10 protein-coding genes are annotated in these 12,924 nt (G+C 71.9%); 7 read left to right on the forward strand and 3 right to left on the reverse strand.

From position 1 onward, the window contains the following. Positions 1–7: 7 nt before the first annotated feature. The 3 genes from boxB to EOINJALH_RS22680 all read left to right on the forward strand — a co-directional run bounded on the left by boxB (position 8) and on the right by EOINJALH_RS22680 (position 4,108). Positions 8–1,435 carry a benzoyl-CoA 2,3-epoxidase subunit BoxB gene (boxB, locus tag EOINJALH_RS22670; protein WP_088284376.1) on the forward strand — a complete coding sequence of 476 codons (1,428 nt, stop codon included), beginning with the start codon at positions 8–10 and terminating at the stop codon, positions 1,433–1,435. A 63-nt stretch (positions 1,436–1,498) separates the two neighbouring features. After that, on the forward strand, positions 1,499–2,791 hold the full coding sequence (gene boxA, locus EOINJALH_RS22675) for a benzoyl-CoA 2,3-epoxidase subunit BoxA (protein WP_088284378.1): 1,293 nt from the start codon (positions 1,499–1,501) through the stop codon (positions 2,789–2,791). Positions 2,792–2,929: 138 nt separating this feature from the next. Next, positions 2,930–4,108 carry an MBL fold metallo-hydrolase gene (locus EOINJALH_RS22680; protein WP_088284380.1) on the forward strand — a complete coding sequence of 393 codons (1,179 nt, stop codon included), beginning with the start codon at positions 2,930–2,932 and terminating at the stop codon, positions 4,106–4,108. A gap of 45 nt (positions 4,109–4,153) precedes the next feature. On the opposite strand, the gene EOINJALH_RS22685 is transcribed toward EOINJALH_RS22680, so the two are convergent. Then, on the reverse strand, positions 4,154–4,624 hold the full coding sequence (locus EOINJALH_RS22685) for an Lrp/AsnC family transcriptional regulator (protein WP_088284382.1): 471 nt from the start codon (positions 4,622–4,624) through the stop codon (positions 4,154–4,156). 120 nt (positions 4,625–4,744) lie between these two features. Between EOINJALH_RS22685 and EOINJALH_RS22690 the strand changes: the two genes are divergently transcribed. The 4 genes from EOINJALH_RS22690 (at position 4,745) to EOINJALH_RS22705 (ending at position 10,492) form a co-directional block, all read left to right on the forward strand. Continuing rightward, a complete protein-coding gene (locus EOINJALH_RS22690) occupies positions 4,745–8,302 on the forward strand; it encodes an indolepyruvate ferredoxin oxidoreductase family protein (RefSeq protein WP_088284384.1) in 3,558 nt (1,185 codons plus the stop codon). A gap of 10 nt (positions 8,303–8,312) precedes the next feature. Continuing rightward, positions 8,313–8,810, forward strand: a complete 498-nt coding sequence (locus tag EOINJALH_RS22695; RefSeq protein WP_088284386.1) for a CIA30 family protein — start codon at positions 8,313–8,315, stop codon at positions 8,808–8,810. Between the two features lie 45 nt (positions 8,811–8,855). Continuing rightward, the gene (locus EOINJALH_RS22700) at positions 8,856–9,776 is read left to right on the forward strand and encodes a DMT family transporter (RefSeq protein ID WP_088284388.1); all 921 of its coding nucleotides are present in this window, start codon (positions 8,856–8,858) and stop codon (positions 9,774–9,776) included. Positions 9,777–9,904: 128 nt separating this feature from the next. After that, positions 9,905–10,492, forward strand: coding sequence for an RcnB family protein (locus EOINJALH_RS22705; RefSeq protein WP_088284390.1), 588 nt, complete (start codon positions 9,905–9,907; stop codon positions 10,490–10,492). Positions 10,493–10,550: 58 nt separating this feature from the next. Here EOINJALH_RS22705 and EOINJALH_RS32265 read toward each other — a convergent pair whose 3' ends face one another. Together EOINJALH_RS32265 and EOINJALH_RS22715 are read right to left on the reverse strand one after the other, a co-directional pair. Then, positions 10,551–11,612: a GNAT family N-acetyltransferase gene (locus tag EOINJALH_RS32265; RefSeq protein WP_199873456.1), complete on the reverse strand. Its 1,062-nt coding sequence runs from the start codon at positions 11,610–11,612 to the stop codon at positions 10,551–10,553. Positions 11,613–11,673: 61 nt separating this feature from the next. Continuing rightward, entirely contained in the window at positions 11,674–12,888 is a 1,215-nt protein-coding gene (locus EOINJALH_RS22715; RefSeq protein ID WP_088284510.1) for a trans-acting enoyl reductase family protein, read from the reverse strand. Positions 12,889–12,924: the final 36 nt, after the last annotated feature.

Below are 12,924 nucleotides of genomic sequence, written 5' to 3' on the forward strand. Positions count from 1 at the left end.
AGACAACATGAGCACCATCAACTACACCGACAAGATCCCCAACAACGTCAACCTCAGCGAAGACCGCACGCTGCAGCGCGCGCTCGAGCAGTGGCAGCCCAACTACCTGCAGTGGTGGGACGACATGGGCCCGGACGGCTCGCAGAACTTCGACGTCTACCTGCGCACCGCCGTCAGCGTCGACCCGCAGGGCTGGGCGCAGTTCGGCCATGTGAAGATGCCCGACTACCGCTGGGGCATCTTCCTGAACCCGGCCGAGAAAGACCGCAAGATCCACTTCGGCGACCACAAGGGCGAAGACGCCTGGCAGGACATCCCCGGCGAATACCGCGCCAACCTGCGCCGCATCATCGTCACGCAAGGCGACACCGAGCCGGCCAGCGTGGAGCAGCAGCGCCACCTGGGCCTGACCTGCCCCAGCCAGTACGACCTGCGCAACCTGTTCCAGGTGAACGTGGAGGAAGGCCGCCACCTGTGGGCCATGGTGTACCTGCTGCACAAGTACTTCGGCCGCGACGGCCGCGAAGAGGGCGAGGCGCTGCTCGAGCGCCGCAGCGGCCAGGAAGACAACCCGCGCATCCTGCAGGCCTTCAACGAGAAGACGCCCGACTGGCTGAGCTTCTTCATGTTCACCTACTTCACCGACCGCGACGGCAAGTTCCAGCTGTGCGCGCTGGCCGAGAGCAGCTTCGACCCGCTGGCCCGCACCACCAAGTTCATGCTGACAGAAGAGGCGCACCACATGTTCGTCGGCGAGAGCGGCATCTCGCGCGTCATCCAGCGCACCGTGAACGCGATGAACGAGCTGAAAACCGACGACCCGGCCACGCTGCGCGCCGCTGGCGTGATCGACCTGCCCACGCTGCAGCGCTACCTGAACTTCCACTTCAGCGTGACGATCGACCTGTTCGGCGCCGACGAGTCCAGCAACGCCGCCACCTTCTACTCCACCGGCCTGAAGGGCCGCTTCGAGGAAGGCAAGCGCGTCGACGACCACGTGCTGAAGGGCCAGACCTACAAGGTGCTCAACGTCGTGGGCGGCCAGCTGGTCGAGCGCGAGGTGCCGATGCTCAACGCGCTGAACGAGGTGCTGCGCGACGACTACATCAAGGATTCGGTCGGCGGCGTCGAGCGCTGGAACAAGGTCATCGAGAAGGCCGGCATCCCCTTCCGCCTGAAGGTGCCTCACAAGGCCTTCCACCGCAACATCGGCTCGCTGTCGGGCGCCAAGGTGTCGCCGGACGGCCGCGTGGTCAGCGACGCCGAATGGAAGGCCAACGTCGACGCCTGGCTGCCGTCCGGTGGCGACCGCGCCTTCGTCGCCAGCCTGATGGGCCGCGTCGTCGAGCCGGGCAAGTTCGCCAACTGGATCGCGCCGCCGGTCATGGGCATCAACCGCCAGCCGGTCGACTTCGAGTACGTCCGTTTTGCTTGAGGGCCCTGCGCCCCGCTAGAGTGACGGGGGGCTGCAAGGCCCCCTTTTCGCGAGGAGACCTCCATGGACACGGCCACCGGCGTCGCTGACAGCGCCGTCATCAAGCAGCACCTGATCGACCCCGAGATCTGCATCCGCTGCAACACCTGCGAGACGATGTGCCCGGTGGGCGCGATCACGCACGACGCGCGCAACTACGTGGTCGACGCCACCAAGTGCAACTGGTGCAACGACTGCATCTCGCCCTGCCCCACCGGCAGCATCGACAACTACCGCAAGGTGCTGCGCCTGAAGGCCTACAGCCTCGACGAGCAGTTCGGCTGGGACGAGCTGCCGGCCGAACTGTCGCCCGACCAACTGATCGTCGAAGGCGGCGCGGCCGTCGACGAACCCGCGGCAGTGCCCGCGGAGACCGTGGCAGTGGCCGACCCCACCGGCACCGCGCCGTTCAACGCCGGCCAGTACGGCGCCACGCTGCCGCCGTGGTCGGCCGCGCACGCCTACACCAACCTCTACGGCCCGAAGGCGGCCGAGAAGCACATCACCGCCACGGTGGTGGGCAACGTGCGCGTCACCGAGGTGGGCAGGGAGTACGACACCCACCACGTGATGCTGGACTTCGGCACCATGCCCTTCCCGGTGCTCGAGGGCCAGAGCATCGGCGTCATCCCGCCGGGCACCGATGCGGCGGGCCGGCCGCACCATGCTCGGCAGTACAGCATCGCCAGCCCGCGCAACGGCGAGCGCCCCGGCTACAACAACCTGTCGCTCACCATCAAGCGCGTGCTGGAAGACCACCAGGGCCGGCCGGTGCGCGGCGTGGCCAGCAACTTCATGTGCGACCTGTTGGTGGGCGACAAGGTGCAGGTGATCGGCCCCTTCGGCACCAGCTTCCTGATGCCGAACCACCCGCGCTCGTCGATCGTGATGATCTGCACCGGCACCGGCTCGGCGCCGATGCGGGCGATGACCGAATGGCGCCGGCGGCTGCGCGCGTCGGGCAAGTTCGAGGGCGGCAAGCTGATGCTGTTCTTCGGCGCCCGCACGAAGGAAGAGCTGCCCTACTTCGGCCCGCTGCAGAACCTTCCCAAGGACTTCATCGACATCCACTTCGCCTTCAGCCGCACGCCGGGCCAGCCCAGGCGCTACGTGCAGGACGCCATCCGCGAGCGCGCCGCCGACCTGGCCGCGCTGCTGGCCGATTCCAACGCGTTCTTCTACGTGTGCGGCCTGAAGGCGATGGAAGAAGGCGTGGTGCTGGCCCTGCGCGACGTGGCCACCCAGGCCGGGCTCGATTGGGACACGGTCGGCGCCGCGCTGAAGCGCGAGGGTCGCCTGCACCTAGAAACCTACTGACCGAGGCCTGCGCGTGGCACGGTCCGTTGCGTCATTGACCCGGCAGCCGGCCCCCCGCAGAATCGGCCGCATGCCCGTGACGGTATGCGATGCGGGCCCACCCGTGCGCTCGACGAAGCGCCCCCGAGGAGACCCGCGATGCCCACCCTCAACACCCCCGACGACCACCCCACCGAATCCGACTACCTGGGCCAGCCCACGCGGCGCGCGCTGTTCCGCGCCGGCGCGGGCTCGATCGCCGTGCTGGCCGCCGGCGGCCTGTTCGGCAGCCGTGTCGCGCAGGCCCAGGCGCTGGCCTCGCCGGCCGCGGTGCCGGTGGTCGACAAGCTGGCGGTGCGCGTGGTCACCGATTCGTACCACCACGCCTTCGAGCCGCCGCGCACGCAGGGCCCGGTGCTGGTGCAGCGGCTGGGCTTCGCGGTGGCCCCGCGCACGCCGCCCAAGCGCACGCTGCAGAACGAATGGGGCCTGGCGCTGCACCTCGAATCCACCCGCGGCGCCGAAACGCGCCAGGTGCTGATCGACTTTGCCTACACGTCGGAGACGCTGCTCAACAACCTGCTGCTGGCCGGCATCGACGCCGGCAAGCTGGACGCGATGGCGCTCAGCCACGGCCACTACGATCACTTCGGCGGCATGGTCGGCCTCCTGCAGGCCAACAAAGGCAAGCTGAAGGCCGGCCTGCCCTTCTACCTGGGCGGCGAAGAGTGCTTCTGCACGCGCGAGCTCAACGTCACCGGCGACCCCGGCAGCTTCGGCGCCCTCGACCGCCAGTCCATCCAGGACGCCGGCCTCACCGTCACCTTCGCCGAGAAGCCGTCGATCCTGGCCGACCACGGCGTGACCACCGGCTGGATCCCGCGCGCGTCGTTCGAGCGCGTGCTGTCGCCCACCCGCATGAGCGTGGGCCAGTCCGGCGGCGTGGGCTGCGCGCCGGCCGGCCTGCCCGAGGCCAAGCGCAGCATCGCGATAGCGCCCGACGACTTCGAGCACGAGCAGGCCACCGTCTACCACGTCAAGGGCCGCGGCCTGGTGGTGATGACCTCCTGCGGCCACCGCGGCATCGTCAACTCGGTGCGCACCGCGATGAAGGTGACCGGCGTCGACAAGGTGCACGCCATCCTGGGCGGCTTCCACCTGGCGCCGCACCCGGCCGACTACCAGCGGCAGACACTCGCCGAGCTGAAGGCCATCAACCCCGACTTCCTGATCCCGATGCACTGCTCGGGCGAAACCTTCATCTCGATGGTGCAGCAGGAGATGCCGGACCGGTTCATCCGCTCGTCGACGGGGACGCGGTTCACGTTCGCGGCGTGAGCCCGTTGGTGGGTGCGTGGCCCGGGCGCCCGCGCCCGCGGCCCGTCACCCCACCGGCAACGCCGTCTCGTACTTCACCTCTCGCAGCACCACGTTGCTGCGCACGCTGGCCACGCCGGGCAGCTTGAAGAGGTTGGCCTGCATGAACTGGTCGTAGGCCTTCATGTCGGGGGCCACCACCTTGATCACGTAGTCGGCCTCGCCGGTGATGGCCTGGCACTCGACGATCTCGGGGCTGGCCGTCACCATGCGCTCGAACTGTTCGACCGCGCCCTCGCTGTGGTGCACCAGCGAGACATGGGCCAGCACGCAGATCGACAGGCCCAGCTTCTCGCGGTCGGCCAGGGCCACGTGGCGGCGGATCACGCCCGAGGCCTCCAGTTCCTTCACGCGCCGCCACACCGGCGTGGCCGACAGGCCCACGCGGTCGGCCAGTTGCTGCGTGCTGAGCTGGCCGTCCACCTGCAGGGCCTGCAGGATCAGGCGCGTGGCGCGATCGAAGCGTTCGTTTTCCATTCCGGCATCTCCTGAGAGGGATTCTCTCGCCGGGGCCTTTGTCGGGAGTCATTTCGGGCACAAACTCTCCGCGGCCACCCCAAGAATCTCGCGCATCCGACGCCCCACCGGGAGATCGACATGCCATCACTCCAGCCCGCCCCCGCCCTGCGCGACTACCGCCTGGCCGACAACCTGTCGGCCACCACCGGCGCGGTGTTCCTCACCGGCACGCAGGCGCTGGTGCGGCTGCTGCTGGCGCAGCGCGCGGTGGACGACCACGCGGGGCTGAAGACCGCCGGCTTCGTCTCCGGCTACCGCGGCAGCCCGCTGGGCATGGTCGACCAGCAGTTGTGGAAGGCCAAGCCGCTGCTCGATGCCGCCGGCGTGCAGTTCCTGCCGGCCATCAACGAAGACCTGGCCGCCACCGCCTGCCTGGGCGTGCAGCGCGTGGGGCTGGACCCCAAGCGCACGGTGGATGGCGTGTATGCGATGTGGTACGGCAAGGGGCCGGGTGTCGACCGCTCGGGCGACGCGCTGAAGCACGGCAACGTCTACGGTTCGTCGCCGCTGGGCGGCGTGCTGGTGGTGTGCGGCGACGACCACGGCTGCGTCTCGTCGAGCACGCCGCACCAGAGCGACGGCGCGCTGCAGGCCTGGAGCATGCCGCTGGTGCACCCGGCCAACGTGGCCGAGTACCTGGAGTTCGGCCTGTACGGCTGGGCGCTCAGCCGCTTCTCGGGCGCCTGGGTCGGCTTCAAGGCGATCAGCGAGGTGGTCGAGTCGGGCATGACGGTGGACCTGGACACGGTGCCACACCACCTGGAGCTGCCGGTGGACCCCGCGCCGGGCGTGAACCTGCACATCCGCACGGTGGACCTGCCTTCGCTCGAGTTGGAAGTGCGCCTGGCCCACAAGCTCGACGCGGTGCGGGCCTTCGCGCAGGTGAACGCGATCGACAAGCACATCGTCGCCAGCCCGCGCGCCACGCTGGGCATCGTCACCGTCGGCAAGGCGCACTACGACTTCATGGAGGTGCTGCGCCGGCTCGACCTCGACCCCAACGCGCTGGCCGCCGCCGGCGTGCGCGTGTACAAGGTGGGGCTGGTGTTTCCGCTCGAGCCCACGCGCATCGTCGCGTTCGCGCAGGGCCTGACCGACCTGCTGGTGATCGAGGAGAAGGCCCCCGTCGTCGAGCGCCAGATCAAGGAACTGCTGTACCACCGGCCCGACGCGCAGCGCCCCCGCGTGGTGGGCAAGACCGACGAGCATGGCCGCGCCGTGTTGTCGTCACTCGGCGAACTGCGGCCCTCGCGCATCATGGCCACGGTGGCCGACTGGCTGGCGCGGCTGAACCCGGCGCTCGACCGCCGCCACCTGGTGGTGGACTTTCTCGAGCCCGCGCTGCTGCACAACGAGGCCGACGGCGTGCGCCGCCAACCCTACTTCTGCTCGGGCTGCCCCCACAACACCAGCACGCGGCTGCCCGAGGGCTCGCGCGCGCAGGCCGGCATCGGCTGCCACTTCATGGCCAGCTGGATGGAGCGCGGCACCTCGGGCCTGATCCAGATGGGTGCCGAGGGCGTCGACTGGGCGGCGCAGTCGCGCTTTTCCACCGAGCGGCATGTGTTCCAGAACCTGGGCGACGGCACCTACTTCCACTCGGGCCTGCTGGCCATCCGGCAGGCCGTGGCGGCGAAGGCCACGCTCACCTACAAGATCCTCTACAACGACGCGGTGGCGATGACCGGCGGCCAGCCGGTGGACGGCAGCACCAGCGTGCCGCAGATCGCGCGGCAGGTGGAGGCCGAGGGCGTGCGCCAGCTGGCCATCGTCTCCGACGACATCGGCAAGTACCGCGGGCAGCAGGGCCAGTTCCCGCCGGCCACCACCTTCCACGACCGCAGCGAACTCGACGCGGTGCAGCGCCGGCTGCGCGAGGTGGACGGCGTCACCGTGCTGATCTACGAGCAAACCTGCGCCGCCGAGAAGCGCCGCCGCCGCAAGAAGAAGGAGCTGGACGATCCGCCGCGGCGCCTGTTCATCAACCAGGCGGTGTGCGAAGGCTGTGGCGATTGCGGCCAGGCCAGCAACTGCCTCAGCGTGGTGCCGGTGGAGACCGACTGGGGCCGCAAGCGCCAGATCGAGCAGAGCTCGTGCAACAAGGACTACTCGTGCGTCGACGGCTTCTGCCCCAGCTTCGTCTCGGTGCACGGCGGGCGGCTGAAGCGCCGCGCGGCCGGCGGCTTCGACGCGGCCGACCTGGCGCGCGAGGCCGATGCGCTGCCGCCACCGCCGGCCTGGGCCTGGACCGGCCCGTTCGACCTGCTGGTCACCGGCGTCGGCGGCACCGGCGTGGTGACCATCGGCGCGCTGGTGGCAATGGCCGCTCACCTTGAGGGCAAGCAGGCCTCGGTGCTCGACTTCATGGGCTTTGCGCAGAAGGGCGGCTCGGTGCTCAGCTTCGTGCGGCTGGCGCCGACGGCCGACCTGCTGAACCAGGTGCGCATCGACACCCAGCAGGCCGACGTGCTGCTGGCCTGCGACCTGGTGGTGGGCGCCTCGCCCGACGCGCTGGGCACCGTGAAGCCCGGCCGCACCGTGATCCTGGCCAACACGCACGAGGTGCCCACCGCCACCTTCGTGCGCCAGCCCGACGCCACGCTGCACGCCGCGGCGCTGCTGGCCAAGATGAGGCACGCGGTGGGCAACGACGCGCTGCTGGCCACGCTCGATGTCCAGGCCATCGCGCAGGCACTGATGGGCGACACGCTGCCGTCGAACATCGTGATGCTGGGCGCCTGCTGGCAGCGCGGGCTGGTGCCGCTGAGCCATGCGGCGCTGATGCGCGCGATCGAACTCAACGGCGTGGCGGTGCAGGCCAACCAGACCGCCTTCACGCTGGGGCGGCTGGCGATGGCCGCGCCCGACGCGCTGCGCCGCCTGGGCGGCGCCGGCCAGGCCCGGGTGCCTGTGCCTTCGGTCGAGCCGCTCGATGGGCCCGACGGCCTGCTGGCTCGCCGCGTGGCCTTCCTCACCGCCTACCAGGACGCCGCCTGGGCCGGCCGCTACCGAGACCGCGTCGAGCGCGTGCGCGCGGCCGAGCTGTCGCTGGGCGAGGCCGGCCGGCCGCTGCGCCTGACCCGCGCGGTGGCGCAGGGCCTGGCCAAGCTGATGGCGGTGAAGGACGAGTACGAGGTGGCGCGGCTGTACAGCGACGGCGGCTTCCAGGCGGCACTGGACGCGCAGTTCGAAGGGTATGAGCGCGTGAGCGTGCACCTGGCCCCGCCGCTGCTGGCTCGCCGCGGCCCCGACGGCCATCCGCGCAAGATCGAGTTCGGCGCCTGGGCGCTGCGCGCGATGGCGTGGCTGGCCCATGGCAAGCGGCTGCGCGGCGGCGTGCTCGACGTCTTCGGCCACACCGCCGAGCGCAGGATGGAGCGGCAGTTGCTGGCCGACTACGAAGCCCTGCTCGACGAGGTGCTGGCCCACCTGCGGCCAGACCGCCTCGAGCCTGCCCTGCGCCTGGCGCGTCTGCCCGAGGGCGTGCGCGGCTACGGCCATGTCAAGCTGGCCAGCGTGGCCACGGTGCGGGCGCAGTGGACGGGTCTGCTCGACCACTTCCACGGCCGTGCAGTCGAGCCGGTGGCACAGGCGCTGGCGATGCCCCGGCGCGTGAAGGGTGTTGCAGAGCTGTGATGATCGACGCATGCGCCTGACCCTGTTCCGCTTCGACACGCCCGCCTCGGTGGCCGACTGGTCGCCGATCGACGACGCCGTGATGGGCGGCTGCTCAACCAGCCGGTTGCGGGCCGACCCGGCCGGGCACGCGGTGTTCGAGGGCGAGGTGTCGCTGCGCCACGGCGGCGGCTTTGCCTCGGTGCGCACCCGGCCGCTGCCGCTGGGGCTGGCCGGCGCGCAGGCCTGCGTGATCGAGCTGTGCGGCGACGGGCGCCGCTACAAGCTGAACCTGCGCACCGACGACGGCTTCGACGGCGTCAACCACCAGGCCCAGTTCGACCCGCCGTTGGGCACCTGGACCACGCTGCGCCTGCCGTTGTCGGCCTTCGCCGCCACCTGGCGCGGCCGGCCGGTGCCCGGCGCGGCGCCGCTGGACCCGGCGCAACTGCGCCAGATCGGCCTGATGACGGCCGACCGCCAGGCCGGGCCGTTCGCGCTGGCGGTGCGGGCCATCGGCCTGGTCTGAGCGGGCCCCACGCGGGCCACTTCCGGGCCCGCGGACAATGCCGCGATGCCCGCCGCCGACGCCGACGCCCACCCCACCGTGTCCGCCGCCCAGGTGCGGACGGCCCAGATGCTGATCTTCATCACGCCGGCACTGTGGAGCGTCAACTACCTCGCCGCGCGCTGGGCGCCGGGGGTGATCGCGCCGCATGCGCTGGCCCTGGGCCGCTGGGCGGTGGCCGCGCTGGTGCTGGCGCTGTTCTGCCGGCACGAACTGGTCGCCAAGCGCCGGCACATCGCCGCCGAATGGAAGCAGTTGCTGGTGCTCGGCGCGCTGGGCATGTGGGTGTGCGGCGCCTTCGTCTACATCGGCGGGCGCAGCACCACGGCCATCAACATCGGGCTGCTGTACTCGGTGTCGCCGGTGCTGGTGGCGCTGGCTTCGGCGCTGTGGTTGCACGAGCGGCTGGGGCCGCGGCAACTGGTGGGCGTGGCGCTGGCACTGGCCGGCGTGGCGCACATCCTGGTGAAGGGCGAATGGGCGGCGCTGGGGCAGCTGCGCATCAACCCCGGCGATGCCTGGATCGCCATCGCGGTGGCCTGCTGGACGGCCTATTCGCTGCTGCTGCGCGCGTGGCCCTCGGCCTTCGGGCCGCTGGCGCGGCTGACGCTGGTGGCCGCGGCCGGCGTGGTGGTGCTGCTGCCCTTCACGCTGTGGGAGGCGCTGGCCTGGCTGCCCACCGAGCTGTCGTGGAAGAGCGCCGGCCTGGTGCTGGCCACCGCGCTGCTGCCCGGGGCCGGGGCCTACGGCGCCTTCTCGATGATGCAGCGCGCACTGGGCGCGGCGCGGGTGTCGATGGTGCTGTACCTGGGGCCGCTGTACAGCGCGCTGATCGGCTGGGCGGTGCTGGGCGAGCGCATCGAGGCCTTCCACGGCCTGGGCGCGCTGATGATCCTGCCGGGCATCTGGCTGGCCACGCGGCGCTGACCCCGCGCTGCCGGGCCAAGGCGCCACGTTCGCCAGCGCACCGACGCCACAGCCCCCGGCGCACTACCTTGGAGGCTCGGCGAGTGCCCGCATCGCGCGGTGCACCACCGCCACACAAGGAGCACCCCATGGCCTTCACACGCACACTGTCCGCCGCCGTCGCACTGACCGTGGCGGCTGCCGGCCTGGCGTTCGCGCAGCCCCAGGGGCGGGACGATCGCCCAGGGCGCGACGACCGAGGCCGCGGCGAGCAATCGCGCGGCAACGGCCCTCAGGATCGCCGCAACGACAACGCCAACCGCCCGGACCGCCCCCAGCCGGGCGACCGCGGCAACGGCTGGCAGCGCCGCGACGACCGCGGCGTGCCACCCGCCTCCGGGGGCCGCTGGGAGGGCCGCTTCGATGGCCAGGGCCGCGACGGGCGACGGGCAGACCGCTTCGACGGGCCAGGCCGCGACGGGCGCTGGGCCGACCGCGGCATGGGACCGGGCGCCAACTATCGCTGGGCCGACCCCGGCCGCGGGCGCGACGGAAGCTACTACCGCGGCGGCCGCCTGCCCCCGCAGTACAACAACCGCTACTACGTGGTCGACGACTGGCGCGGCCACCGCCTGAATGCGCCGCCGCGCGGCTACCACTGGGTGCAGGCCGGCGGCGACTACCTGCTGGTGGCCATCACCACCGGCATCATCCTGGAACTGCTGCTGAGCAACTGAGCCCGGCAGGGGCCGGGCCGGCACGTGGCCGCCGCCACGTCCGCGCCCGGCGGCAGGGTCAGTCCAGCACCCTGGCCAGCACGCGGTTCTCGTGCGACTCGTCGCCCAGGCGAAACACCGTGGCGCCGTGGTCGACGTAGCCGCGACGGCGATAGAAGGCCAGCGCACGCGCGTTGTGCACCCAGGGCGTGAGCCACAGCACCCGCGCCCCGCGCGCGGCGGCCCGCCGCTCGGCCTCGGCGAGCAGCCGCGTGCCGAGGTGCTGGCCGGTGAACCGCTCCTGCACGTACAGCCGGTCGAGCTCGGCCTGCGCCGTGGCTGGCAGGCCGCCCGGCACCATGGCCTGCGCCACCCCCAGGCTCACCTGCGCGAAGCCCAGCAGGTGGCCGTCGCGCTCGGCCACGATCAGCTCGGTGCCGGTGCGGCCGATCAACGCGGCCAGGGTGTCGGGCGCGAAGGCCGACAGCGCCTCGTCGGCGATCGGCGGGCGGACGCCCTGCGTGGCATAGGTGTCGAGGAACACCTGCTGCGCCAGCACCGCCAGGCAGCGCGCATCGGCCGACGTGGCGGCGCGCAGGCGCCACGGTGCGGCTTGGTCGCTGGCCGGCGCGGCGCGGGCCGTGGGATCGGGGGCCAGCCAGACCATGCGCACCGAGTCGTGGTCGACACCGTCGAAGCGCATCGCCCGGTGTTCCACCGACACGCGCACGAAGCCCACGCGCTCGTACAGCCGCAGCGCGCGCGCGTTGTCGGCCCGCGCCTCCAGCACCACGCGTTCGAGGCCGCGCGCCCGCGCCCTGGCCAGGCAGGCGCGCAGCAGCCGTTCGCCCAGGCCCTGGCCACGGTGGCTGGGCAGCAGGCCCATGCCCAGCGAGCCGGTGTGCGCCAGCGCATGCGCCCACGACGGGAAGATGTCGCACCAACCCACCACGCGACCGCCGTCGAGCACGACGAACTGCGCCACGTCGGCCGCCAGGCCATCACGCACGAAGTCGCGCACGCGCTCCATCGGTGGCGCCTCGATCTGCGCCAGGTAGCGCCGCTCGCGGGCCACCGTGTCGAGGCAGGCGTGGAAGCCTTCGATGTGCGCTTCGGCGATGGGAACGATGTCGATGGCCATGGTGCTCGGGGCGTGGGCGTGGGCGTGGGCGTGGGCGCGAGGATAGCGGCCGCCGGGCCGGTCAGCCGTCCACCGTGAAGCGCAGCCCGGCATGGGCCTCCAGCCGCCGCACCAGCGGCAAGCCCATCGCAGCGCCGGGGGTCCAGACGCCGCCGCCGGTGGCGTGGTGGTCGATGTCGTGCAGCAGGCACAGCGCGCTCTCGGTGACCATGCGCGAGGTGGCACCGTAGCCCGGGTCGCGGTGGCCGCTCACCGTGGCCTGCAGGCGGCGGCCATCGGCCGTCTGACCGGTGAAGCGCAGTTCGAAGCCGCCCCGCTCGCGCTGCGCGGCACTGGGCCCGCTGCCGGGCTGCGGCAGGGCCAGGCGGCGCAGCAGCGCACGCGTCGGCGCAAAGCCCAGCAGCGCGCCCTGCACCCGCGTCAGACCGGCCAGCGCCAGCGCCCGGCGGTGCCCGGCCGCACCGTCTCCGGTGAGCTGGCGCTCGTCGTAGACGAAGTCGCGGCCCCAGGGGTGGCCGCGCAGCGCGTTGGTGCGGTGCACGTTCTTGGTGTTGATGGTGGCCATCACGAAGGGGCCGGCCCAGGCCTGCGCCCAGTCGTCCCACACCGCCCCCTGGCCATCGGGCTGCGGCGGGCCACTGAAGCCGGGCGTCAGCGCGAAGGGGTCGGCCATCGCGCGGGCCACGCGGGGGCTGCGTGCGGCGGCCTCGAAGGTGGCCAGCGCACTGGCGGCGGTGCCACCCGACAGCCCGCCGCGCAGCATCTGCACCCGCCCGCGCACCTGCACCAGCGGCCGGCCGAAGCGGCGACGTGAAGCGTGCTGCAGCACCACCACGCCCAGGTCGAAGGGGATGGAGTCGAACCCGCACGAGAACACGATGCGGGCACCATTGGCCCGCGCCGGCGCCTGCAGGCGGCCGATCATCTGCGCCATCCACGCCGGTTCGCCGCAGAGGTCGACATAGTCGGTGCCGGCCCGGGCGCAGGCGGTGACGATGGCCGCGCCATGTTTCTGATAGGGCCCGACGGTGCTGATGACCACCCGGGCCCGGCCCGCGAGTTCGGCCAGCGCGGCCGGGTCGGTGGCATCGGCGGCGATCAGCGGCAGCCCGGCCGGCGCGCCGATGCGGTCGCGCACCGCCGCCAGGCGCTGCAGGCTGCGGCCGGCCAACGCCCAGGCCAGGCCCTCGCCGCTGCGGGCCAGCAGCGCTTCGGCCACCAGCTGCCCGGTGAAGCCCGTGGCGCCAAAGAGCACCACGTCAAATGAGCGCCTCATGAAGGCATCGTCGCATGCCGACACCTGAACAGTCTG

It is taken from the genome of Ideonella sp. A 288, from assembly GCF_002198735.1.
In the GTDB taxonomy this organism is placed as follows: domain Bacteria; phylum Pseudomonadota; class Gammaproteobacteria; order Burkholderiales; family Burkholderiaceae_C; genus Pseudaquabacterium.